Source organism: Streptomyces sp. NPDC002867 (assembly GCF_053591895.1).
In genome coordinates, this window is the sequence record NZ_JBSFUR010000015.1 from 102688 (window position 1) to 125174 (window position 22487).

The window sequence follows — 22487 nt, forward strand, 5'->3', positions numbered from 1 at the left end:
CCGGAAGGATGAGGAGGTCGGGGGCGGGCACACCCCCCGAGGGGACCGCCGCCCCCTGACCCCGACCAGCCTCGCACGCAGGAACACACCGCGCATTTCGATCAGCTGCGGCGCCCCTGCTGCGTGACAGCGCCCGCCGCGCGGGCCGACTCGTCCGCCGCTCCACCCGCTCCCACCAGGCCTTTCGAGACGTCGGCGAGCCGGGGCGCGAACCGCCGCATCTCCCGCCGGCCGACGGTCCCGATGACCGCGGGCAGGTAGCCGCGCACCGACTGCATGCCCCGCAGCCACCACTGCGCGTACACGTGCGCCGAGCGGCGCTCGATCCCGGCCACGATGCGGTCCACCGCCGGACCGAGCGGATACGTGCGGTTCGCCGGCCACGGCAGCCGCTTGCGCAGGTCGCGCATCACGTCGTCCTGGTCCGCGCCGCGCACCATGTCCGTGTCCGTCCAGGACAGGTAGCCGACGCCGACCTTCACGCCCCGGTGGCCGACCTCGGCACGCAGGCAGTGCGCGAACGCCTCCACGCCCGACTTGGACGCGCAGTACGCGGACATCATCGGCGCCGGCGTGATCGCCGCCAGCGACGCGATCTGGAGGAAGTAGCCGCGGCTCTCCACCAGCACGGGCAGGAACGCCCGCCCCGTCACCGCGCTGCCGATCAGATTGACCTCGATCACGCGCCGCCAGGACACCGGGTCGGAGTCGACAAACGGACCTCCCGCCGCCACGCCGGCGTTGGCGACGACGATGTCGACCTTGCCGAAGCGCTCCTTGACCTCCTGCGCGACCCGCGCCATGGACTCGTGGTCGGTGACGTCCGCGTACCAGTGGTCGCACTCGGTGTGGAGGCGGGCCGCGACCTGCTTCAGCTCGTCCGGTTCGAGGCCGACGAGCGCGACCTTCGCCCCGCGGGCCGACAGCTTGCGGGCCAGCAGCTCTCCGACGCCGCGCGCCGCGCCGGTGACGACCGCGACCTGTCCTTCCAGGCTGTTCCTGCTCATGCGGCCTCCTCCTTCGTGGTCAGGTACGTGCCGGCCAGCTCGCGGATCTTCCCGGTCACCGCCTCGGGCGCCTCGACCGGTGTCATGTGTCCCATGCCCGCGAGTTCCACCAGCCCGACGCAGTGCGGCAGGTCGAGGGCGAGCCGCTTGGCGTGCACCAGCGGCGTGAGCCGGTCCACCGTGCCGGCCACCACGACGGTCGGCACGGTCAGCGCCCTTACGCCCTCGTCGAGGTCGAGCTCGCCGAGCACGTGCGACCACGCCACGCGGGCCGTCCGCGGACAGGCGTGCACGATGCGGGCACACGCGTCGACCCGCTCCGGCGACGAACCGGGGCCCATGGTCGCGTACTTGAGGATGTGCCGGGACACCGGCGTGACCGGCCCGAGCGGGGCGCGCGCACCGAGGATCAGGGTCGTGAGCCGGGTGCGCAGCGGACCGGGCCGCATCGGCACGACCAGCGATTCGGCGGTCAGCCGGGCGGCTCCGGTGCTGCACAGCAGCGCCGCGGCGGCGTGCTCGCGGAAGCGGGGACGCCGGGACGCGGCCATGATCGTCATGCCGCCCATGGAGTGTCCGGCGACGACGGCCCTCTCGCCCGGGGCGAGGGCCGCCGCGAGCACGGCCTCCAGGTCGTCGGCGAGCCGCTCGGTGCCGACGGGCCCGGCCGGGGTGCGGCCGTGACCGCGCTGGTCGTAGACGACGACGCGGTGGTCCACGGCGAGGTCGCGTATCTGGGCGGCCCAGAAGAGGGTGGAGCAGGTCCAGCCGTGGGCGAGGACCACGGCCGGCGCGTCCTCGCGGCCGTGGACCTCGACGTGGATGCGCGAGCCGTCGGCGGAGTGCGCGGTCAGTTCGCGGTCGGCGACGGGGGGCGCGTCGGTGCGCCGAGTGCTGCGGAGCAGGCGGCTCATGCGACGACCTCCGCGTCCGTCGCGACGTGGGCGTCCGCGGCAGCGGCGGGAGCCGGGACCTTGCGGGCGCGGATCACCTCGTACTCGGCGAGGTCCACCCGCCGCGTCGCGCTGCGGAACTCGGTCGTCGTGCCCGGCCAGATGGTGGTGTTGCGGCCGTTGGCGTCGAGGTACCAGCTGGTGCAGCCGCCGGTGTTCCAGACGGTGCGCTTCATCCGTTCCTGCACGCGCCGGTTCCAGGCGTGCACGGCGGAGGGCCGGGCGGCGAGGACGCTGCCCTCGCCGAGCAGGGTGAGCTGGCGCAGGTAGTCGGCCATGTAGTTCAGCTGCGACTCGATCATGAGGATCATGGAGGAGTTCCCGAGCCCGGTGTTCGGGCCGATGATCGTCATGAAGTTGGGGAAGCCCGCCGCGGAGGCGCCGCGCAGCGATTCCATGCCGTCCTTCCAGGCCTCCGCCAGCGTGATCCCCTCGGCGCCGACGACGCGTTCGGCGATCGGCATGTCGGTGACGTGGAACCCGGTGCCGAAGATGATCGCGTCGACCTCGGTCTCCGTTCCTCCCCCAGAGCCCCCGGCCTGGGAGGTGCCCCCAGCGGCGACCACGGTCGAGCCGCGCACCTCGGTCAGCCCGGACGCGACGACGTCCACATTGGGCTGCGCGAGTGCCGGGTAGTACGTGCTGGAGAGCAGGATGCGCTTGCAGCCGATGCGGTACGAGGGCGTCAGCTTGGCGCGCAGCGCCGGGTCCTTGATCGCCTTGGCCATGTTGGCCTTGGCCAGCCGCTCCACGATCCCGAGCTCGCCCGGCCGCTTGGTGAACGCCTGGACCTGGAGCTCCCGGATGCCCCAGAGCAGACCGCGCCGCGCGGTCCCGGTGAACGGCAGCTGACGGTGCAGCCAGCGCTCGGCCCCGGAGATCCTGCGGTCGATGCGCGGCATGACCCACGGGGGCGTGCGCTGGAACACGGTCAGCCGGCCCACCTCGGGCTGGATCGCGGGCACGATCTGGATCGCCGACGCCCCGGTCCCGATCATGGCCACGCGCTTGCCCGTGAGGTCGTAGTCGTGGTCCCAGCGGGCCGAGTGGAAGACCTTGCCCGGGAAGCTGTCCAGGCCGGGGATGTCGGGCGTCCTCGGGTCGGACAGCGGCCCGCTGGCGGAGACGACGACGTCCGCCGTGAACCGGCCCCGCGAGGTCTCGATGTCCCACCGGAGGGCGTCGCTGTCCCAGCGCATCATCAGCACCTCGTGCTCGAGGCGCAGATGAGAACGGAGCCGGAAGGTGTCGGCGACGTGCTCCAGGTAGGCGCGGATGTGCTCCTGCCCGGAGAAGGTGCGCGGCCAGTCGGGGTTGGGCGCGAAGGAGAACGAGTAGAGGTGGGAGGGCACGTCGCAGGCACAGCCCGGGTAGTCGTTGTCCCGCCAGGTGCCGCCGACCGAGTCCGCGCGCTCCAGGACGACGAAGTCGGTGATGCCTTCGCGGCGCAGCCGGACCGCGGCGCCGAGGCCACCGAATCCGGATCCGATCACCGCCACTCGTACGTGCTCGTGCTGCTCGGTCATGCCGCTGCCTCCCGCTGAAACCGCTGAACGTCCCGGATCGCCGTACCGCAAAGAAACTGCCAGCAATCACTGGCATGGTTGGGAGGGTAGAGCAGCGGCATACCGAGCGGTAGGGGTCGGGGCCCACAAGTTACTGGCGGTACAACATAGGCTTCTGCTGTGACTGAGGCGCGCGAGTACCGCATGGAGGAATTGGCCAAGGAGGCCGGCATCACAGTGCGCACCCTGCGCTTCTACCGCGAGCGCGGCCTGATACAGCCGCCTCGCCGCGAGGGCCGCATCGCCTGGTACGACGAACACCACCTGGCCAGGCTGCGGACGATCGCCGCCCTGCTGGAGCGCGGCCACACGCTCAACGGCATCGCGGACCTCGCGACCGCGTTCGAGAGCGGCCGGGACGTCGGCGAGGTCCTCGGCCTGGGCGAACCCACCGAGGAGACACCGGTCCGGCTCACCCCGGAGGCCCTCGCCGACTACTTCGAGGGCGAGGTCACCCCGGAGAACTTCGCCAAGGCGCTGGAGCTGGGCTACCTGGCGACCGACGGCGACGAGATCGTCCACATCAGCCGCAGGCTCCTGGACGTCTCGGCCGAGCTGGTGCGGGAGGGCGTGCCGCTCGCGGCGGTCCTGGAGACGGGCCGCCGGGTCCGCGCGCACGCGGAGGCGCTGGCGGAACTGTTCATCGACATGCTCACGGCCCACAGCGCGGAGTCCGAGCTGGAGCGCCTGCGCCCGCTGGCCAAGAGTGTGGTCGACGCGGAGCTGTCGATGGCGATGGACCGGCGCCTGCGCACGCCGTCACCGGGCGAGGAGCACGAGAGCCGCGAGCACCCGGCCCCGGCCGGCAGCCCGGACGACGATCCCGGCCGCCCGGACGCCGCTCAGAGTTCGTAGACGGCGCTCACCGGCGCGTGGTCGCTCCAGCGCTCGCCGTGCGTCGCGGCCCGCTCCACCCACGCCTTCACGGCCCGCTGCGCGAGACCGGGCGTCGCCACCTGGAGGTCGATGCGCCAGCCCGTGTCGTTGTCGAAGGCCCGCCCGCGGTAGGACCACCACGAGTAGGGGCCCTCCTGGCCGGGGTGCAGGGCGCGCACCACGTCCACGTAACCGGCCTCCTCGTACACCCGGGTGAGCCAGTCGCGCTCCTCGGGGAGGAAGCCCGAGTTCTTCCGGTTGCCCTTCCAGTTCCTGAGGTCGGCCTCCTGGTGGGCGATGTTCCAGTCGCCGCAGACCACGACCTCGCGGCCGTCCGCGGCCGCCCGTTCCCGCAGCTCCTTCAGGTACGGCAGGAACTCGTCCATGAACCGCGTCTTCTCGTCCTGCCGCTCCGTGCCCACCTCACCGGAGGGCAGGTACAGGCTCGCGACGGTGACGCCGGGGAGGTCGGCCTCCACGTACCGCCCGGCGCCGTCGAACTCGCTCGACCCGAAGCCGATCCGCACCCCGTCCGGCTCGCGCCGCGTGTACAGGGCGACTCCCGCGCGTCCCTTCGCGGCAGCCGGGGCGTGCACCGTGAACCACCCCTCGGGGCTGCGCACCTCGGCCGGCAGCTGGTCGGCCTCTGCGCGTACCTCCTGGAGGCAGACCACGTCGGCGGAGGAGCCCGCCAGCCACGGGCCGAAGCCCTTCTTCGCGGCGGCGCGCAGTCCATTCACGTTCACGGAGGTCACGGTGAGCATTCCGGCAGCCTACCGACCCCCGGCCGGCGGACCGGCACCGATCCCGCCGCACCCGCTCCGGTGCGCATCCCCGTACGCTTTTCCGCATGCAGCTCAGAGCCATGGCGTTCGACCACCCCGACGCCGTCAAACTCAACGACCAGGTGCAGCTCGAGTACGTCGAGCGCTACGGAGACGGGGAGGGCGACGCCACCCCCCTCGACGCCTCGATGTTCGAGCGGCCGAGTGGCCTGTATCTCATCGCGTACGACGTCGACGAGCGCCCCGTGGCCACCGGTGGCTGGCGGACCCAGGACGAGAACCCGACGGGATACTCGGACGGCGATGCCGAGCTGAAGCGCATGTACGTGGTCCCCGAGGCCCGCGGGCTCGGCCTCGCCCGCCGCATCCTCGCAGCCCTGGAAGAGGACGCCCGCGCCGCCGGCCGGATCCGGATGGTCCTGGAGACCGGCGACATGCAGCCCGAGGCGATAGCGCTCTACCGGTCCAGCGGCTACGAACCCTGCGCGAAATTCGGCCACTACCGCTGCTACGAGAGCAGCCTGTGCATGGCCAAACCCTTGACGCGCTCCTGACATAACCGCGTCTTTCGTGGCACCCTGCCTCACGCACGTCCTTCCGCACCGCCTCGTCCCCCACCCCGCCCTCGTGCGCCACCGGGCGGGCATGGCAGAAGGAGACCTGCGTGAGACGCCATCGCACCATCGCCGGCACCGTGCTGGCCGTCACGGCCCTGTTCGCCGGGGCCCTGTCGGCCGCCTCCGCCGCCGCGGCCCCCGTTCCCTCTCCTCCCTCCACCTCCACCCCGGCGTCCTTCGCCCCGAAGCAGGCGCCGACCGGCTTCTGGACCGCCGAGCGCATGCGCGCCGCCACCCCGCTCGACCTGATCCGCACCGTCCCCGGCTCGCTCAGGGCCCCCGAGCCCGGCGGCGAGAAGACGGTGATCGCGCCGACCGCGTTCCCGCAGCCCGGTGGTCCCTGGACCGGCGGCGGAGCCGTCGTGAAGACGTCGGGCCGGGTGTTCTTCACCTTCCAGGGCCGTACGGCGTCCTGTTCCGGCAACTCGGTCACCAGCCAGAACGGCAGCACGGTCATCACCGCCGGCCACTGCGTGAAGTACCAGGGCTCCTGGCACACCAACTGGGTCTTCGTCCCCGCGTACAACAACGGCCAGGCCCCGTACGGTCAGTGGAGCGCGACGAAGACCCTGGCGACCGACCAGTGGGCGGCGAGCGAGGACATCAACTACGACGTCGGCGCGGCCGTCGTCGCCCCGCTGAACGGCAGGACTCTCGCGCAGACTGTCGGCGCCCAGGGCCTGCAGTTCAACGGCGGCTACAACAAGGCGATGTACGCCTTCGGCTTCCCCGCCGCCGCCCCGTACGACGGCAGCAAGCTGATCCACTGCAGCGGCAACAGCTCGAAGGACTTCCTCTTCTCGCAGGACCACAGCCTGGGCTGCAACATGACCGGAGGCTCCAGCGGCGGTCCGTGGTTCACCTCGTTCAGCGAGGCGGCCGGCACCGGCCTGCAGGTCTCGGTGAACAGCTTCGGGTACACCTTCCTGCCCAACCGGATGTTCGGCCCGTACTTCGGCAACGAGGCCAAGGCGGTCTACGACAAGGCACAGGTCTCCTGAGCCCCTGCCCCGCGCGGCCGGACCGGCTCACGGTCCGGCCGCGCGGGGCCCGGCAGCCTCCCGGCTCACGACCCTCCGGCGGCCGTGCGCCCCAGCGCCACCGCGAGCAGGTCCCCGACCTCCCGGTCCAGTCCCCCCTCCTGGTCGCTGTTTACGAGCCGGTCGAAGACCAGTCCGTCCACGCAGGCCAGCAGCGTGATCGTCCTGCGCCCCGCTTCCTCGGGCGGCACACCGTGCGCGACGAGGAAGTCCTGCACGACATCGCGCGCGGCGTTCCTCCGGGGCGCGAGGATCTCACGCAGCTCGGGGTGATGGACGCTCTCGACGGCGCATGCGTACCGCGCGAGGGAGCGCTGCCTGCCAGGCCCGAGCCGCTGCCGCGTGAAGGCGGCGATCGCGGAGGTCAGTTCGCCCGGATCCCGGGGCGTGGCCGCGGTGGCGCCCGCGGCCTCCAGTTCGGCCTGGTCCAGCTCCACGATCCGCCGCACGACCGCCGTCAGCAGCGCGTTGCGGGTGCGCAGATAGGCGGAGGTGGTGCCCGCCGGCAACCCCGCAGCCCCGTCGACGGCGCGGTGGGTCAGCGCCCGCATCCCCCCTTCGGCGAGGACGGCGACGGCTGCGTCCGCGAGGACGGTACGGCGATCGGGGTTCATGACCCCTTTGTACACCGGTTCCGCCCCGCCTCTTTCTACGGCTGTAGTAGCTCGTAGTACCCTTCTTCTACATCTGTAGAAGCGACGGGCTTCCAGTGGACGGGAACGGAGCGTGCGGGCGTGACGGCAACAGCGGTGGTCGTCGGCGGAGGGATCGGCGGTCTCGCCGCCGCGATCGGACTCCGGCGCGTCGGCTTCGGCGTCACGGTCGTCGAGCGTGCCCGGGCGCTCGACGACGCGGGCGCCGGCATCTCACTGGCGGCCAACGGCATACGCGCCCTCGACGCGCTCGGCGTCGGCGACGCCGTCCGCGCGGCATCGGCCCGCCAGCTCACGGGCGGCACCCGCACGCCGCGCGGCGGCCTGCTGGCCGAGATGGACGGCGCCGCAATCGAACGCGCCCTGGGCGCGCCGATCGCGGGCATCCCGCGCAGCGACCTCCACGCGGAGCTGCGGGCGGTGCTCGCCCCGGGCACCCTGGTCACCGGCGCCGAGGTCACCGCCCTCGATCTCGCCGACCCCGCCCGCCCCCGTGTCGCCCTCGGCGGTACCGCACTGGCGGCCGATCTGGTCGTCGCCGCCGACGGCGTGGGCAGCGGGCTGCGCGGCCGGCTCTTCCCCACCGCGCCCGGCCCCGTGCACAGCGGCTCCACGGTTCTGCGCGCCATCACCGAACGGCCCGTCGAGGTCGGCGGCGACTTCGAGCTGACCTGGGGCAGGGGAGCCGAGTTCGGCCACCTGCGCTTCACGGACGGCCGCGTGGAGTGGCACGCCGTCCTCAACGCCCCTGCCGGCGTCCGCTATCCCGACCCGCTCGCCGAGGTCCGCCACCGCTTCGGGCACTGGCACGAGCCGATCCCGGCCCTGCTGGCCGCGACCGCACCGGAGGCGGTACTGCACCACGACATCGCCGAACTGCGCACCCCGCTCCCGACGTTCGTCTCCGGCCGCGTCGCCCTCCTCGGCGACGCCGCCCACGCCATGCCCCCTCATCTCGGCCAGGGCGCCTGTCAGGCACTGGAGGACGCGGTCACGCTCGCGGCCGCGCTGGCCGAGGAGCCCTCCATCGAGGCGGCCCTGCACCGCTACGACGCCGAACGCCGCCCGCGCGCCCAGTCGGTGGCACGCGCCGCACGCCGGGCGGGCCGCATGGGCCAGCAACTGGCCCACCCCGTCGCGGTGGCCGCCCGCAACGCGGCCCTGCGCCTCGCCCCGGCCGGCGCGACGGTCCGCGCGATCCTGCGCCACGCGGCCTGGGTCCCACCCCGCCTCGGCCCCCGGTAGTCCGCGACGCTCCCCGGGCTGTCTGCGACCGAAGAGACCTACGCCACACCCATCGTGCCGACGGCCCCAAGGGCTCCCCGGAACGCCGAAGAGCCCCGATCGAATCTCTCCGATCGGGGCTCTCAGCTGCGGTGGACCTGTGGGGATTTGAACCCCAGACCCCCTCGATGCGAACGAGGTGCGCTACCAGACTGCGCCACAGGCCCTTGCAACGAGTGAAACTCTAGCATCCCGATCGGGGTGCTTGGAAATCCGTTCCGCCCTGGTCACGGATGCCGCCGGGGCGGCGTCACTCGTTGGCCGCGCGCGGCCGGTCCTCGTCCGCGTACTGATCGAAGAGCGGCGTGCGGCCGCGGTCACGGGAGCGGCGCGCCTGGGGAGGCCGCCGGCCCGCCGGCGGCTCCGCGGTCGGTGCCGGCGCGGCCGGGGTCGTCGGCTCCGCGGCCGAGGAGCGGGCCGCGCTCCACGTCTCCGGATCGCTGACCTCCACACCGCTCGACGCACGCGGGGCGACGGGCGCGGTGACGTACGTCGGCAGCGGCACGGGAACGGGGTCCCAGCTGTCGCCGGTCGCGGGGCCGCGCTGGCGCTGCTGATCCACCCACTCGGCGTGGTCGGTCTGCTCGACCAGCGCCCGGCGCCCGGCCTCCTGCGGTGAGAGCCTCGGCGCCGGCTCCGGCTCGGCGTGCGCGGCGGGCTCCTCGTCGGGCTCCGGCGCGCGGGCGGGCGGCTGGTGGCGGCGCGGCCGGTTCTCCCGCAGCCGCTGTGCCGCGGCCTCGGCCTGCCTGCGGTCCATGACGTACGCGAAGCGCCGCCGCTCCTGGGTCCGCAGATGCACGATGTAGATGCTCAGCAGGACGGCCGGGACGCCCGGCGCCCACAGGAAGCCGAGTCCGCCGACCGCCGCGACCACCGCTCCGGCGGTGAAGGCGACGAACAGGACCGACGTCGTCCGTCTGCGGCGGGCCAGTACCTTGCTGCGCCGGGCCCGCTCGACGGCGGCGCGGCTCTGCCGCTGCCGCGGGGCCGGGCGCCGGGCCGGCGGACGGCCCGGAGGGTCGGCGTCCGAGGTCGTGCCGGACGACGCTTCCTGGCGCACGTCGGTTCGGGGCGCGGCGAAGGCCCGGACGTCCACAGAACTCAGCCGGTCCGTGGCGGCGTCCGGGTCCACGTCGTGCTCGGGCCCCTCTGCGATGCGCTCCCGCAGCTCCTTGGCGTACCGGCGCTCCATCCCCGCCCGCCCGGACAACAGCCGGATGGCGGTGGAGAAGCGTTCCGTGGGACGGGCTTCGTTGAGCTCGTCCTGCCTGCGGAGCCACATCGGCACCAAGTAGGCGGCCCAGGCCCCGACGATGACTGCGTAGATGAGGCCGCTGCTGCTCACGCATCACACCGTAGAGGGATTCGCGCAAGGGCATCCGCCAATTGGCCCGGTGTGTCGCACGATCTGGCTGATATCACCGACTTTTTTTGTGATTACTCAGACCAGTTGGCGTTCCGTGACGACCGGACGGCGACCAATTTCGAACACTTATTTTATTTCCTGTGCCGTCCCGGATGCCGTTCCGGGTGTTCCGGGTGCCGATCCAGGTCGTGCCTGGTGCCAGCGGGTCAGAAGTCCCTCCGGGACTTCCTCGACCGTCAGCGCGAAGACAAGATGGTCACGCCACGCACCGTCGATGTGGAGATAGCGGGGCCGCAGCCCCTCCTCGCGGAATCCGAGTTTCTCCACGACCCGGCGGCTGGGCGTGTTCTCGGGCCGGATGCACACTTCCATCCGGTGCAGCCCGACCGTACGGAAGCAGTGGTCCACGGCGAGAGCCACCGCCGTGGGCATCACGCCGCGGCCCGCGACGTCCCGGTCGACCCAGTACCCGACATGGCCCGAGCACATGGAGCCCCAGGTGATCCCGGCGACGGTCAACTGCCCTACGAGACGGCCGCGGTACTCGATGACGAACGGCAGTATCCGGCCGGCGTTCGCCTCCGCCCGCAGGTGGCGGACCATCTGACGGTAGGTCGGGCGCTGCGTGACCGGGCCGCCCGGGGCGGGCGGCGGGATCGTCGCCTCCCAGGGACGCAGCCAGTCGCGGTTGCGGCGGTTGACCTCGCGCCAGTTCCGCTGGTCGCGCATCTTTATGGGGCGCAGGACGACATCGCCGTCCGCGAGGACCACGGGCCAGGTCACGTTCATGACGTCGGTGACGACTGGTCCGCCGGACGTGGATGGTCCCCGCCGCGGATCTGGTCCACGGCGTGGCGCAGGACCCCCTCCAGCACCGCCAGCCCGTCGCGCACTCCTCCGGTGGAGCCCGGCAGGTTGACGATCAGGGTACGGCCGGCGACACCGGCGACACCACGCGAGAGCGCGGCGGTGGGCACCTTGTCCCGCCCGTACGCCCGGATGGCCTCCGGGATGCCGGGGACCTCGTGGTCGAGCAGCGCGCGTGTGACGTCGGGGGTGAGGTCTGTGGGCGAGATGCCGGTGCCGCCGGTGGTGAGGATGACGTCGTAGCCGTCCTCCACCCCCGCGCGCAGCGCCTCGCCGACCGGGTCGCCGTCGGGCACCACGCGGGGGCCGTCGACGGCGAAGCCGAGGACGGTGAGCCTCTCGGCGATCAGCGGGCCGCCCTTGTCCTCGTACACCCCGGCGGAGGCGCGGTTGGACGCGGTGACGACCAGGGCCCGGTACGGCGCGGTGGCGTGGGCGGCGGTGGTCATGACTGTGCTCCCTCGCGTGTCCAGTCGCCGGACTTGCCGCCCGTCTTCTCCTCGACGCGGATGTCCGTGATCACGGCCGCCTTGTCGACCGCCTTCACCATGTCCACGACGGTGAGCGCGGCGACGGAGACGGCGGTGAGGGCCTCCATCTCCACGCCCGTGCGGTCCGTCGTCTTCACTGTGGCCGCGATCTCGACTGCGTCGTCCGTGACCGACAGGTCCAGCTTCACGCCCGAGACGGCGAGCGGGTGACAGAGCGGGATCAGGTCGGGCGTGCGCTTCGCGCCCATGATCCCGGCGATCCTGGCCGTGGCGAGCGCGTCACCCTTCGGGACGCCCTCGCCGCGCAGCAGCTCCACGACCTGCCGCGATACGAGGACGCGCCCGGTCGCCCGCGCGGTGCGGGCGGTCACGTCCTTCTGGGATACGTCCACCATGCGGGCGGCCCCCGCCTCGTCGATGTGCGTCAGCCTGCCTTGCGTACTCATCTGCTGTGGCGCTCCCGGTCCGGTCCCCTCAGGGCCTTGTGTGCGCAGACACGCTACCGCCACGCAGCGCCTCTCACCCCAGGAGGACCACGTCGACCTCGGCGCCGGGCTCCACGGAGGTGTCGGTCTCCGGGACGACGATCAGGCAGTCGGCCTGAGCGAGGGCCGCGATCAGGTGGGAGCCGGAGCCGCCGACCGGGGTGACGCTGCCCGCTCCGGCGTCGTACGTCCCCCGCAGGAACTGTCGCTTGCCGGCCGGGGACGACAGCGCCTTGTCCGCCTTGAGCGCGGCTCTGGCCTTCGGGCGGTGCACGTCCGGCAGGCCCATCAGCGTGCGGATCGCGGGCCGGACGAACAGCTCGAAGGACACGTAGCTGGACACCGGATTGCCCGGCAGGGCCAGCAGTGGCGTGCGGTCGCGGCCGATGGAACCGAAGCCCTGCGGCTTGCCCGGCTGCATCGCGAGCTTGCGGAAGTCGATCCCGCTGCCGGGCACGTCCTCGTCGCCGACCGAGGCGAGCGCCTCCTTGACCACGTCGTACGCGCCGACGCTCACACCGCCCGTGGTCACCAGCAGGTCGGCGCGGATCAGCTGGTCCTCGATGGTGGCGCGCAGCGTCTCGGCGTCGTCGGTGACCGCGCCGACCCGGTAGGAGATCGCGCCGGCGTCGCGGGCCGCGGCCGCCAGGGCGAAGCTGTTGGAGTCGTAGATCTGCCCCTCGGCCAACTTCTCGCCGGGCTGGACCAGTTCGCTGCCGGTCGACAGGACGACCACGCGCGGACGGGGACGCACCCGCACCGTGCCGCGGCCGATCGCAGCGAGCAGACCGATCTGCGGCGGGCCGAGCACCGTGCCCGCGGCGAGCGCGAGATCGCCCGCCTGCACATCGCTGCCGCCGGCCCGCACATGGGCCCCCTCCTGGGCGGGGCGGTGCACCCGGACCTCTCCGCTCGCGCCCTCGGGGGCCTCACCGGCCGGGCGCATCGTGCTCGCGGCCCCGCCTCCGGCGCCGCCGTCGGTCCACTCGACGGGGACGACGGCCTCGGCTCCGGGCGGCAGGGGCGCGCCGGTCATGATCCGCGCGGCCTGGCCGGGGCCGACGGTGGGAAGCTCGCCGCTGCCGGCCGCCACGTCGCCGATGACGGTGAGCACGGCGGGGAACTCCTCGCTCGCGCCCGCCACATCGGCGACCCGGACCGCGTAGCCGTCCATGGAGCTGTTGTCGAAGGGGGGCAGCGCGACCGGGACGGTGACGTCCTCGACCAGGACACAGCCCTGCGCGTCCGGCAGCTGGAGCTCGATCGGGTCGAGCGGCCGGATCGCGGCGAGGATGTCCTCCAGGTGGTCGTCAACCGACCAGATCGTGCTGCTCACGGTCCTACATCTCCTCGGTCACAAAACTGCGAAGCCAGTCCCGGAACTCCGGGCCCAGGTCTTCACGTTCGCACGCGAGTCTGACAATGGCACGCAGATAGTCGCCACGGTCGCCTGTGTCATAGCGGCGGCCCTTGAAGATCACCCCGTGCACCGGGCCGCCGGAGCGTCCCGCCTCGTCCACGGAGTGCTCGGCCTCGGCGAGCTTCTGGATGCCGTCGGTGAGCTGGATCTCGCCGCCGCGGCCCGGCTCGGTCTCGCGCAGTATCCCGAAGATCGCGGGGTCGAGGACGTAACGTCCGATGATCGCGAGGTTGCTGGGGGCCTCGGCGGGGTCGGGCTTCTCGACCAGGTCCGTGATCTTCACGACGTCGCTGTCACCGGTGGGCTTCACGGCGGCGCAGCCGTACATGTGGATCTGCGCCGGGTCGACCTCCATCAGCGCGACGACGCTGCCGCCCTCGCGCTCCTGGATCTCGATCATGCGCGCGAGCAGCGGGTCGCGCGGGTCGATCAGGTCGTCGCCGAGGAGGACGGCGAACGGCTGGTCCCCGACGTGCGGCTCGGCGCACAGGACGGCGTGACCGAGCCCGCGCGGGTCGCCCTGGCGCACGTAGTGCATGGTGGCGAGGTCGCTCGACTCCTGAACCCGCGCGAGGCGCCCGGCGTCGCCCTTGCGGGAGAGCGCCTCCTCCAGCTCATAGTTGCGGTCGAAGTGGTCCTCGAGGGGGCGCTTGTTGCGACCCGTGATCATCAGGACGTCGGAGAGGCCGGCCGAGACCGCCTCCTCGACGACGTACTGGATCGCGGGCTTGTCGACCACAGGCAGCATCTCTTTGGGAGTGGCTTTCGTGGCAGGCAGGAACCGGGTGCCGAGGCCTGCGGCGGGGATGACAGCCTTGCTGATCCTGGAGTGCGACTGAGTCATGCGGAGCACCATATCCGCTGAATATAGGCCGGAAGATGATGCTCCGGTTAACTTCATCCTCATAGAGACGTATACGAGAGGTTTACAGACGACCAATGGGCAAGGAAATGTCCGGAAAGACTGTGCTTCGCGCCGAACTCCTCGGGGCGCGACGGCTTCTGTCCGCCGACGACGCGAGCGAGGCGGCGGCCGCCCTAGCCCGGCACGCTCTGCTCCTGCCCGAGCTGGCCGAGGCCGGCACCGTCGCCGCATACGTCTCCGTCGGGCGCGAGCCCGGCACGCGTGCGCTGCTCGACGCCCTGCTCGCGCGCGGCACGAGGGTCCTGCTTCCGGTCCTCCTTCCGGACAACGACCTCGACTGGGGCGTCTACCGCGGCCCCGGACACCTGGTGCCCGCCGGACGCGGCCTGCTGGAGCCGGACGGCGAGCGGCTGGGCCCTTCGGCCGTCGTCGGCGCCGACGCCGTGCTGCTGCCCGGGCTCGCCGTCGACGCCGAGGGCATGCGGCTGGGCCGTGGCGGCGGCTCGTACGACCGCGTGCTGGCCCGGCTCACCGCGGCCGACGCCGACCCCGCCCTCGTCGTGCTCCTCTACGCGAACGAGGTGGTCGCGCGGGTCCCGGTGGAACCGCACGACCACCCCGTCCACGCCGTGGTCACGCCTCAGGGGGTGCGCCGCTTCACTGGGCCGGCCCGCCCGGCGGGACGAGCTTGAGCGTGTCGACGGTCGCGGCGTCCACCGCCTGGGCGCCGTAGACCCAGTCGAGCAGCTCGCCCTCGGCCCACTTGTCGGTCTGGTCGGTGTAGTGGGCGCTGTACGCGTGGCCCGACGCCCCGGTCAGATTGATCCACCGGGACTTGTCCCACTCGCCGACGGTGACGACCATCCGCATCGACGGGACCCACACGACGCCGTAGCCGCCTGCCGCGTTCCAGCCGGTGGCGTTGACCGCGGCCTCGCCGCCGCCCAGGTTCCACGGGCCCCGGTTGAGCACGAACTGCAGGAAGCCCGGTCCCTCGGTGCCCAGCGTCTGGTTCCTCAGCGTCAGCTGGTGCAGTCGGCCCCAGGTCCAGCTGGAGGCGTCCTTGCCGAGCTCCGCGGTCAGCTCCCAGCGGGCGTCCTCCATGGCTCGGGCGAGGAGCCCGTCACGAGTGTCGGTCGCCTCGTCCGTACGCGTCTCCGGCGTGCGCCACCACTCGTTGTCCTCGTCCTTGAGCAGCCGGCGCACCACCTCGTACCAGCGGTCGCCGCCGTCGGGCTGCGCGGAGTCGCCGTCCCGCTGGCCGCATTCGCGCACCCGCTCGGTCAGGTCGTCGTCCGGCGCGGTGCTGTCGGCGGGCAGCACGTTCAGGCACTCGCCCTCGATCCGGAGTTCCTTGGGGAGCTTGTTGCCGAACGCCAGCTTGAGCACGTTGCGCCATACGGCGTTGAAGTACGCGGCGGCACCGGAGTCCGGTTCCTGGGTGTAGTCCCAGCCCTCCAGCAGCTTCTGCGCCTCGCGGACGTACGGGTCGGAGACGTCGATCTTCAGCAGGTAAGGCGTCAGCAGCTTGGCGATCTCGCTGCTGTTGTCCATCTGCATGGTGCGCATGTCTTCGGTGGAGACCTTGCCGCCGCCCCGGATCTTCGACTCGATGAGATCGTTGATCCGCTGGCTCCGGGCGCCGTAGCCGTAGTCCTCGGTGATCAGGTACGGGTACTTCTTCGCGTCGACGACCGCCTGGTTCGCGGTGACGATGTAGCCACGGTCCGGGTTGTACTCGTAGGGCAGCTCGTCGAAGGCGATGTAGCCGTCCCACTTGTACTTCGGGTCCCAGCCGGGCGCGGGGGTCGTGCCGTCGCCCTCGGCGCGCAGCGGGATCTTGCCCGGGGCCTGGTAGCCGATGTTGCCCTTGGTGTCGGCGTAGACCAGGTTCTGCGAGGGCACCTCGAAGTCGCGGGCGGCGCGGCGGAAGGACGGGAAGTCCTTGGCCTGGTTGAGCTCGAAGACGGCGTCCATCGACTTGCCGGGCTGCAGGGCCGTCCACTGCAGGGAGACCGCGTAACCGGTGCCGCGGTCGGGTGCGGCGTTGGACACCGGAGCCCGCTCGCCGACCTTCTCCAGCTCGTCGCTGCGGTCGGAGACCAGCGGGCCGTGCTCCGTGGAACGGACCCTGATCGTCTTGTCGGAGCCGCCGGCGACCTTGATGACCTCCGTGCGGGTGGTCAGCTTCTTCTCCCGGCCGCCGACGAGATAGTTGTCCCCGCTGAGCTTCTCCAGGTAGAGGTCGGTCACGTCGGCGCCGAGGTTGGTGAAGCCCCAGGCGATGTCCTGGTTGTGGCCGATTATCACGCCCGGCATGCCGGAGAAGGTGTAACCCGCGACGTCGAACGAACACCGCTCGGAGACCGTGCGGCAGTGCAGGCCCATCTGGTACCAGAGGGACGGCAGCTGAGGCGCGAGGTGCGGGTCATTGGCCAGCAGGGGCTTGCCGGTCGTCGTGTAGGCCCCGGAGACGACCCAGGAATTGGAGCCGATGCCGTTGCCGCTGGGGCCGAGCAGTGCGGGGATCGCGTCGAGGGTGTCGGAGAGCGCGCCCAGCTGGGAGTTCAGCCCCTGGCCCGCTCCGGCCGCGCTGTCCGAGCCGCTGCCCGCGCCGCCGAGCGCTGCACCGCTCCCGCCGGAACCGCTGCCCGCCGCACCGTCGCCCGCCGAGCCGGAGGGCTTGGCGGCGGGGTCGTACTTGCCGGTGACCGGGTCGATCCCGCCCCGCCGCACTATCGGCTCGTTGCGGTCGTAGGGGTACGGCGGGTACAGGTCGCGGATCTGCTTCTCGCTGAGCCTGCTGGTGAGCAGCGAGCGGTCGATCTCCTCCTGCATGTTGCCGCGCAGGTCCCAGGCCATCGCCTTGAGCCACGCCACGGAGTCGACCGGCGTCCACGGCTCGGGCTTGTAGTCGTTGGTGAAGGCCAGGGCCGCGTACTCGACCGACAGTTCCTCGGCCGAGCGGCCCTTGAGGTACGCGTTGACACCGTCCGCGTACGCCTGGAGGTACTTCTTCGTCTCGGGCGAGAGCTTGGTGTCGTACTCCTGCTGTGCCACCCTGCGCCAGCCGAGCGTGCGCAGGAAGGCGTCCGTCTCGACCTGCCCCGAACCGAACATCTCGGAGAGCCGGCCCGCCGTCATGTGCCGGCGGACGTCCATCTCCCAGAAGCGGTCCTGCGCCTGGACGAAGCCCTGGGCGCGGAACAGGTCCTCGTCGCTGTCCGCATAGATCTGCGGAATGCCGTTGTCGTCGCGCTTGACCTCGACCTGGCCGCCGAGGCCCGCGAGTTCGATCGTGCCGTTGGTGGTGGGGAACGAGGCGCGAACCGTGCTGACGCTCCAGTAGGCCCCGTAACCGACACCCGCGACGAGCGCCAGCACCAGGACGAGCACGAGCAGTCGGGCGCGTCGCCCCTTCTTCTTCTTGGGGGAAGAGGCGGTTGTGTTGGCGGGCATCGCTGTCCTTCGAGGGGCAGGGTGGTCCTGGGAATGCTGAGGCAACTCTAGGCGCAGCGCCCCACCGGCCCAGACGCGGTGTCCACAAGGCCGTCCCCGCAGTCGGACAAACAGATCATCGCGCCATCAAGGAAACGTTAAAGATTAGGTAAGGTAACGAAGTGTCGCCGCCGGTACGAAGATCCCGGTATGAGGGCGCGAGGGGAAGGATCGGCCACTGACTGTCCACCAGCTCAACGAACTCCTGCTCATCTGCTCGCTCGTCCTGCTCATCGCCGTCGCGGCGGTGCGCATCTCGTCCCGCAGCGGGCTGCCCAGCCTGTTGCTGTATCTCGGGATCGGGATCGCGATGGGCCAGGACGGCCTGCTCGACGTCCACTTCGACGACGCCGAACTGACGCAGGTGATCGGTTATGCCGCACTTGTGGTGATCCTGGCCGAAGGTGGCCTCGGCACCAAGTGGAAGGAGATCAAACCCGCGCTGCCAGCGGCCGCTGCGCTGTCGACGGTCGGCGTCGCGGTGAGCGTGGGCATCACGGCCACGGCCGCTCACTACCTCGTCGGCCTGGAATGGCGACAGGCGCTGATCATCGGAGCGGTCGTGTCCTCCACGGACGCGGCGGCGGTCTTCTCCGTCCTGCGCAAGGTGCCGCTTCCGGCCCGGGTGACAGGCGCCCTGGAAGCCGAGTCCGGCTTCAACGACGCCCCGGTCGTCATCCTGGTCGTGGCCTTCTCCTCGGCCGGCCCCATCGACCACTGGTACACCCTCGTCGGGAAGATCGCGCTGGAACTGGCGATCGGCGCGCTCGTCGGACTGGCCGTCGGCTGGCTCGGCGCTTTCGGGCTGCGACACGTCGCACTGCCCGCGTCGGGCCTGTACCCCATCGCCGTCATGGCCATCGCCGTGGTCGCCTACGCGGCCGGCGCCATGGCGCACGGCAGCGGCTTCCTCGCCGTCTATCTCGCCTCCATGATCCTCGGCAACTCCAAGCTGCCCCACGCGCCCGCGAACCGCGGCTTCGCCGAGGGCCTCGGCTGGATCGCGCAGATCGGCATGTTCGTTCTGCTCGGACTGCTCGTGACGCCGCACGAGCTGCTGCGGGACTTCTGGCCCGCGGTGGTGGTCGGCCTGATACTGACGGTGCTCGCCCGCCCGGTGGGAGTCCTCATCAGCCTCATGCCGTTCCGCATCCCGTGGCAGGAGCAGGTGCTGATGTCCTGGGCCGGCCTCCGCGGCGCCGTGCCCATCATTTTCGCGACGATCCCCATGGTCTCCGGTGTCGAGGGCAACGACCGGATCTTCAACATCGTCTTCGTGCTGGTCGTCGTCTACACCCTGGTCCAGGGTCCGACGCTGCCGTGGCTGGCGAGGGCACTGCGGCTCGGCGACCCCTCCGAGGCCGCCGACCTCGGCGTCGAGTCGGCCCCGCTGGAGCGGCTGCGCGGCCATCTGCTGTCGGTGGCCATCCCGGACAGCTCCAAGATCCACGGTGTGGAGGTCGCCGAGCTGCGGCTGCCCTCCGGCTCGGCGGTCACCCTCGTCGTACGCGAGGGCAAGACCTTCGTGCCGCTCCCGTCGACCGTGCTGCGGCACGGCGACGAGCTGCTGGTCGTGGCCACCGATCCGGTCAGGGACGCCGCGGAGCGGCGGCTCAGGGCCGTCAGCCAGGGCGGAAAGCTGGCCGGCTGGCTGGGCACCGGAGGCGGCTCCAGGTGACGGTGGACCGTGGACTGCGCCGCCTCTGTGGCCTGGAGCTGTTCAAACCCAGGAATAGACGGGGTGATCTCTGTCATTTCCCAGGTGGTCATGGCAGGAATCCCTGTACCATGAAGGCACACTGATCGACCAACTCTGCCTGACGCAGAGCTGGCGCGACCGTATGGCGGCCGCGGCGTCCCCCGAGCGGACCCCGGTATCTACCGCAGTTCCGCGCAAGAGGACAGCTCTCGGCGGCTCCCGACACCCAGGGGAGCGCTACCAGGCGGCAGAAAGGCAAGGGGCCGTGGCGTCCACGGTCGCTTCTGGCAGGCGTCCTGGTTACGGACAGCTGCTCCGCACCCCCGGAGTCTGGACGTTCCTGCTCCCCGGTTTCGCTGCACGGCAGCCCTTCGCGATGCTCACGATCGGCATCGTCCTGCTCGTCCAGCACACGACCGGTTCCTACGGCAGCGCCGGTGCGGTCGCCGCCGTCACCGGCGTCTCCATGGCGCTGTTCGCCCCGCAGAGCGGAAAGCTCGCCGACCGCTTCGGCCAGCGCGCGGTCCTGCTGCCCGGGGTCCTGGTGCACACCGTCTCCGTCGCCTCGCTGACGGCACTGGCCCTCGCGGGTGCTCCGCTGTGGGCCCTGTTCGCGGCTGCGGTGCCCACCGGTGCGTCGGTGCCGCAGATCGGACCGATGGTGCGGGCCCGCTGGGCCGCCCGGCTCCAGGGCTCGCCCCTGATGCAGACCGCCGCCGCCTTCGAGTCGGTGACGGACGAGTTCACCTTCGTGGTCGGCCCGGTCCTCGCCACCGCCCTGTGCACGGGCGTGCACCCCGCCGCCGGCCTGATCGCCGAGGCGGCGCTCACGCTGGCGGGCGGCCTGCTGTTCGCGGCCCAGCGCCGCACCCAGCCTGCTCACGGCCACCAGAGCGCCGAGATGCGCGCGGAGCGTACGTCCGCGCTCTCCGTACCCGGCGTGCGGGTGCTCGCCGTCGCGTTCCTGGGCATCGGCGCGGTCTTCGGCGGCATGCAGGTCTCGCTGACCGCCTTCACCGAGGAGATCGGGCAGCCGGGCATGAACGGTCTGCTCTACGGTCTCTTCGCCGCGGGCAACATGCTGGCCGGCATCACCGTGGGAGCCGTCGCCTGGAAGAGCGGACCGCGCCGCCGGCTCGTCGTCGGCTACGCGGCGCTCACGGTCGCCGCGTCCCTCCTGTGGACGGTGCACTCCGTGGCCCTGCTCGGCACGCTCGGCCTGGTCGTCGGCCTGTTCATCGCACCGGCCCTGATCAGCGGCTACACGCTGGTCGAGTCGCTGGTGCCCGCGTCCGCCCGCACCGAGGCCTTCACCTGGCTGACGGGCGCGGTGGCGCTCGGGCAGGCGGCGGCCGTGACAGTGGCCGGACGGCTTGCCGACGGCTACGGCGCGAGCGCCGGATTCGTGGTCCCGCTCGTGGGCACGGCGCTGGCGCTGGCCACCCTGCTGGCACTGCGGTCGCGCCTCGCGCCGACGGCCGGCGGGCGGGTGGCCGCACGTGGGATCGGTCACCGAGTGCCGGTGACGGTGGACTGATCCAGCGGAATACGTCACTATGGATCGTCGTTAGCACTCATCGAGTGAGAGTGCCAGGAGGAAGACCAGTGCCGACCTACCAGTACCAGTGCACCGAATGCGGCGAGGGCCTCGAGGCGGTCCAGAAGTTCACCGACGACGCCCTGACCGTATGCCCGAGCTGCGACGGACGCCTCAAGAAGGTGTTCTCGGCGGTCGGCATCGTCTTCAAGGGCTCCGGCTTCTACCGCAACGACAGCCGTGGCTCGTCGTCGAGCAGCTCTCCTGCCTCGTCGAGCTCGAAGTCGTCCGAGTCGAAGTCCTCCTCGACCACGACCTCGTCGTCGAGCTCCGCTTCGTCCTCCTCGACGAGCGCCTCGAGCGCCTCCGGCTCCGCCGCCTGATCCTCACGATGCGCGGACCCCGCCGTGGCAGTGGCCACGGTGGGGTTCTTGGCGTTTTCGCGTCCGGCTACTGTGATCGCCATGGCGACCAACGCGCACCCGAACACAGGCTCCGACAGCGGTTCCGGTTCTTCTGACGGCTCCGGCTCCGCCCGCGCCGAGATCGGCGTGATCGGCGGCTCCGGCTTCTACTCCTTCCTGGACGACGTCACCGAGATCCAGGTCGACACCCCCTACGGCGCTCCCAGCGACTCGCTGTTCCTCGGCGAGATCGCCGGCCGCAAGGTGGCCTTCCTGCCCCGCCACGGACGCGGCCACCATCTGCCGCCGCACCGCATCAACTACCGGGCCAACCTCTGGGCGCTGCGGTCGGTGGGCGTGCGCCAGGTGCTCGGACCGTGCGCCGTGGGCGGCCTGCGGCCGGAGTACGGCCCGGGCACACTGCTCGTGCCCGACCAGTTCGTCGACCGTACGAAGTCCCGGGCCCAGACGTACTTCGACGGGCTGCCCCTGCCGTCCGGTGAGGTGCCGAACGTCGTGCACGTCTCGCCCGCCGACCCGTACTGCCCGCGGGGGCGCAAGGCGGGCCTGGAGGCGGCGCGCGCACGCGACTGGGAGCCGGTGGACGGCGGCACGCTGGTGGTCGTCGAGGGGCCGCGCTTCTCGACCCGTGCCGAATCGCGCTGGCACGCCGCGATGGGCTGGTCGGTGGTCGGCATGACCGGGCACCCGGAGGCGGTGCTGGCCCGTGAGCTGGAGCTCTGCTACACGTCGATGACCCTCGTCACGGACCTGGACGCGGGGGCGGAGGCGGGCGAGGGCGTCTCCCACGAAGAAGTCTTGAAGGTGTTCGCCGCCAATGTGGACCGGCTGCGGACCGTGCTTTTCGACGCGGTGGCCGCGCTGCCGGCGAACGAGGACCGCAACTGCACCTGTGGGAACGCGCTGGCGGGGGTCGATCCGGGCATCGAACTGCCGTAATCACGCTCAGGGGTGGCCGAGTTGTCCACAAGCCGGGGGCTGTCCACAGGCTTCGGCGGGGTGGGGCCGGAAAGTGGATCGTGAGGAGCGGTCGGACACGGGCAGCAGGCCCGGT

General features: G+C 71.6%; 21 protein-coding genes and 1 tRNA gene. 9 read left to right on the forward strand and 13 right to left on the reverse strand.

From position 1 onward, the window contains the following. Positions 1-101: 101 nt before the first annotated feature. From ACWD0A_RS17115 to ACWD0A_RS17125, 3 genes are read right to left on the reverse strand one after another with little or no spacing between them, the layout of a single operon-like run. A complete protein-coding gene (locus ACWD0A_RS17115) occupies positions 102-1007 on the reverse strand; it encodes an SDR family oxidoreductase (protein ID WP_451298817.1) in 906 nt (301 codons plus the stop codon). Next, positions 1004-1921 (reverse strand): alpha/beta fold hydrolase, encoded by a 918-nt coding sequence (locus ACWD0A_RS17120; RefSeq protein ID WP_451298819.1) that lies wholly within the window; start codon positions 1919-1921, stop codon positions 1004-1006. The genes ACWD0A_RS17115 and ACWD0A_RS17120 overlap by 4 nt, the downstream gene beginning before the upstream one ends. Further along, entirely contained in the window at positions 1918-3486 is a 1569-nt protein-coding gene (locus ACWD0A_RS17125) for a flavin-containing monooxygenase (protein ID WP_451298821.1), read from the reverse strand. The genes ACWD0A_RS17120 and ACWD0A_RS17125 overlap by 4 nt, the downstream gene beginning before the upstream one ends. Before the next feature lie 183 nt (positions 3487-3669). Here ACWD0A_RS17125 and ACWD0A_RS17130 point away from each other — a divergent pair, with 183 nt between their 5' ends. Then, entirely contained in the window at positions 3670-4380 is a 711-nt protein-coding gene (locus ACWD0A_RS17130; RefSeq protein ID WP_451298906.1) for a MerR family transcriptional regulator, read from the forward strand. On the opposite strand, the gene ACWD0A_RS17135 is transcribed toward ACWD0A_RS17130, so the two are convergent. Then, entirely contained in the window at positions 4368-5165 is a 798-nt protein-coding gene (locus tag ACWD0A_RS17135) for an exodeoxyribonuclease III (protein ID WP_451298823.1), read from the reverse strand. The two genes, ACWD0A_RS17130 and ACWD0A_RS17135, sit on opposite strands and share 13 nt — an antisense overlap. A gap of 86 nt (positions 5166-5251) precedes the next feature. On the opposite strand from ACWD0A_RS17135, the gene ACWD0A_RS17140 reads away from it, so the two are divergent. Both ACWD0A_RS17140 and ACWD0A_RS17145 read left to right on the forward strand, forming a co-directional pair. Continuing rightward, on the forward strand, positions 5252-5740 hold the full coding sequence (locus ACWD0A_RS17140) for a GNAT family N-acetyltransferase (RefSeq protein ID WP_451298825.1): 489 nt from the start codon (positions 5252-5254) through the stop codon (positions 5738-5740). 110 nt (positions 5741-5850) lie between these two features. After that, complete coding sequence (locus ACWD0A_RS17145) at positions 5851-6804, forward strand: trypsin-like serine peptidase (protein ID WP_451298827.1); 954 nt, start codon at positions 5851-5853, stop codon at positions 6802-6804. Between the two features lie 65 nt (positions 6805-6869). On the opposite strand, the gene ACWD0A_RS17150 is transcribed toward ACWD0A_RS17145, so the two are convergent. Continuing rightward, positions 6870-7457 (reverse strand): TetR/AcrR family transcriptional regulator, encoded by a 588-nt coding sequence (locus ACWD0A_RS17150; RefSeq protein WP_451298829.1) that lies wholly within the window; start codon positions 7455-7457, stop codon positions 6870-6872. Positions 7458-7577: 120 nt separating this feature from the next. On the opposite strand from ACWD0A_RS17150, the gene ACWD0A_RS17155 reads away from it, so the two are divergent. Beyond that, on the forward strand, positions 7578-8741 hold the full coding sequence (locus tag ACWD0A_RS17155; RefSeq protein WP_451298831.1) for an FAD-dependent monooxygenase: 1164 nt from the start codon (positions 7578-7580) through the stop codon (positions 8739-8741). Between the two features lie 132 nt (positions 8742-8873). On the opposite strand, the gene ACWD0A_RS17160 is transcribed toward ACWD0A_RS17155, so the two are convergent. The 7 genes from ACWD0A_RS17160 to galU all read right to left on the reverse strand — a co-directional run bounded on the left by ACWD0A_RS17160 (position 8874) and on the right by galU (position 14253). After that, positions 8874-8947 (reverse strand) — tRNA-Ala (locus ACWD0A_RS17160). An 83-nt stretch (positions 8948-9030) separates the two neighbouring features. Further along, entirely contained in the window at positions 9031-10125 is a 1095-nt protein-coding gene (sepX, locus tag ACWD0A_RS17165; protein WP_451298833.1) for a divisome protein SepX/GlpR, read from the reverse strand. Positions 10126-10272: 147 nt separating this feature from the next. Next, a complete protein-coding gene (locus ACWD0A_RS17170; RefSeq protein ID WP_451298835.1) occupies positions 10273-10935 on the reverse strand; it encodes a GNAT family N-acetyltransferase in 663 nt (220 codons plus the stop codon). Further along, entirely contained in the window at positions 10932-11462 is a 531-nt protein-coding gene (locus ACWD0A_RS17175) for a MogA/MoaB family molybdenum cofactor biosynthesis protein (protein WP_451298837.1), read from the reverse strand. The genes ACWD0A_RS17170 and ACWD0A_RS17175 overlap by 4 nt, the downstream gene beginning before the upstream one ends. Beyond that, entirely contained in the window at positions 11459-11950 is a 492-nt protein-coding gene (gene moaC / locus ACWD0A_RS17180; protein ID WP_177150524.1) for a cyclic pyranopterin monophosphate synthase MoaC, read from the reverse strand. The genes ACWD0A_RS17175 and moaC overlap by 4 nt, the downstream gene beginning before the upstream one ends. 73 nt (positions 11951-12023) lie before the next feature. Then, complete coding sequence (gene glp / locus ACWD0A_RS17185) at positions 12024-13325, reverse strand: molybdotransferase-like divisome protein Glp (protein ID WP_451298840.1); 1302 nt, start codon at positions 13323-13325, stop codon at positions 12024-12026. 4 nt (positions 13326-13329) lie between these two features. Next, positions 13330-14253, reverse strand: coding sequence for a UTP--glucose-1-phosphate uridylyltransferase GalU (galU, locus tag ACWD0A_RS17190; protein WP_451298842.1), 924 nt, complete (start codon positions 14251-14253; stop codon positions 13330-13332). A gap of 95 nt (positions 14254-14348) precedes the next feature. Here galU and ACWD0A_RS17195 point away from each other — a divergent pair, with 95 nt between their 5' ends. Continuing rightward, positions 14349-14966, forward strand: coding sequence for a 5-formyltetrahydrofolate cyclo-ligase (locus ACWD0A_RS17195; protein ID WP_451298844.1), 618 nt, complete (start codon positions 14349-14351; stop codon positions 14964-14966). Here ACWD0A_RS17195 and ACWD0A_RS17200 read toward each other — a convergent pair. After that, the gene (locus ACWD0A_RS17200; RefSeq protein WP_451298846.1) at positions 14932-17733 is read right to left on the reverse strand and encodes a penicillin acylase family protein; all 2802 of its coding nucleotides are present in this window, start codon (positions 17731-17733) and stop codon (positions 14932-14934) included. The two genes, ACWD0A_RS17195 and ACWD0A_RS17200, sit on opposite strands and share 35 nt — an antisense overlap. Positions 17734-17950: 217 nt before the next feature. Here ACWD0A_RS17200 and ACWD0A_RS17205 point away from each other — a divergent pair, with 217 nt between their 5' ends. The 4 genes from ACWD0A_RS17205 to ACWD0A_RS17220 all read left to right on the forward strand — a co-directional run bounded on the left by ACWD0A_RS17205 (position 17951) and on the right by ACWD0A_RS17220 (position 22372). Beyond that, positions 17951-19450 carry a potassium/proton antiporter gene (locus ACWD0A_RS17205; RefSeq protein WP_451298908.1) on the forward strand — a complete coding sequence of 500 codons (1500 nt, stop codon included), beginning with the start codon at positions 17951-17953 and terminating at the stop codon, positions 19448-19450. Between the two features lie 286 nt (positions 19451-19736). Continuing rightward, positions 19737-21008 carry an MFS transporter gene (locus ACWD0A_RS17210; protein ID WP_451298848.1) on the forward strand — a complete coding sequence of 424 codons (1272 nt, stop codon included), beginning with the start codon at positions 19737-19739 and terminating at the stop codon, positions 21006-21008. Between the two features lie 68 nt (positions 21009-21076). Then, positions 21077-21391, forward strand: coding sequence for an FmdB family zinc ribbon protein (locus tag ACWD0A_RS17215; RefSeq protein ID WP_451298850.1), 315 nt, complete (start codon positions 21077-21079; stop codon positions 21389-21391). Between the two features lie 81 nt (positions 21392-21472). Beyond that, positions 21473-22372 (forward strand): S-methyl-5'-thioadenosine phosphorylase, encoded by a 900-nt coding sequence (locus ACWD0A_RS17220; RefSeq protein ID WP_451298852.1) that lies wholly within the window; start codon positions 21473-21475, stop codon positions 22370-22372. Positions 22373-22487 lie beyond the last annotated feature (115 nt).